This window comes from Mycobacterium sp. E2497, from assembly GCF_001668695.1.
Lineage (GTDB): Bacteria > Actinomycetota > Actinomycetes > Mycobacteriales > Mycobacteriaceae > Mycobacterium.
On the sequence record NZ_LZKD01000281.1, the window covers coordinates 1 to 1,191 of the forward strand.

General features: G+C 67.2%; 1 protein-coding gene. It reads right to left on the minus strand.

What is annotated here, in order from left to right; translation table 11 throughout:
* A partial coding sequence (locus A5713_RS25975) for a glycosyltransferase (protein ID WP_068099122.1) occupies positions 1-1,066 on the minus strand: 1,066 nt, incomplete at its 3' end.
* Positions 1,067-1,191: the final 125 nt, after the last annotated feature.

Here is a 1,191-nt window from a genome sequence, read left to right on the forward strand (position 1 = left end):
ACGGCTGGTCTCCCGCGGTCCACAGGATCAACGTCGGTATTCCGGCACGCAGACCCGCGGCCGTGGTGCCCGAGCCGCCGTGGTGAACCACCGCCCGGCAGGCGGGGAAGATCTTCGTGTAATTCACCACGCCCACCACCTTGACGTGGTCGGGCTGCGGCACCCCACTGAAGTCACTCCAGCCGGAGCACACCAGCGCACGCTCCCCCAGCTCCTCGCACGCCGCGCTGATCAGGGCGACGGTGTCCGCGGGAGACTCGGCGACCGGCATGCTCCCGAACCCGAAGCAGATCGGCGGCGTGCCCTTGGCGATCCACGACAACACCTCGTCGTCGGCGTCGGTGGTCAACTGCATCGTCAGCGCACCGACAAAGGGCCGTCGGTCGCCCCACTTCTTCGCCCATTCGGCGGCCAGGCCGGGAAAGCAGACTTCGTCATAGGCCTGAATCTCGAGCGAACCGCGTTCGGCGATCCGCCGCGGCGAGGGTTTCGTGGCCGCGGACAGGCCGAGTTCGCGGCGCTGTGCGTTCTCGACTCGCTTCGTCGACCGCCAAAACAACCACTCGACCGTCTTCATGCTGGAGCGGAACAGCGGCGCCGGCACGCGCGGAACGAGCTGGCCGTTGGCCCGCATCGGGAAGTGATGCAGTGTCGCCAGCGGAATGCCGTAGAACTCGGCGACGTTGGCGGCGGCCTGCTCGAAATTCAGGCCGGTGCAGAGCAGGTCGGCGCCGGCCGCAAGCGACGTCAGCGTGGTGTTCACCTCGCCCCAATGCCGGATCAGGGGCTCCCACACCTTGCGCATCAACCTGATCGGGCTGCGGACCGTCCAGATGTTCCGGAAGAACTCCGCCCACATGTTGCGAAGGAACTCCTCGTCGAGGAAATCATGCAGTTCCGGGCCGTACGGGACCGCCGCGAGCCCGGCGGACTCGGCGAAGCCCACCAATTCCGGCGGGACCGCCATGGCCACGTCGTGCCCTCGGCGCACCAGCTCGCGGCCAACAGCCGCCAAAGGCTCGATGTCGCCGCGCGTTCCATACCCGGCGAGAACGAATTTCGTCACGGGTCCTAGCCTTGCAGTTGCCGTGCACCGGCGACGTCGGGGGTATGGCTCCTCACCCAATCCGTCCCACGCGCGCGAAGTTTTCCAGAAGTTCGGCGGTCTTGGTGATGCTGTCCGCAGGCTTG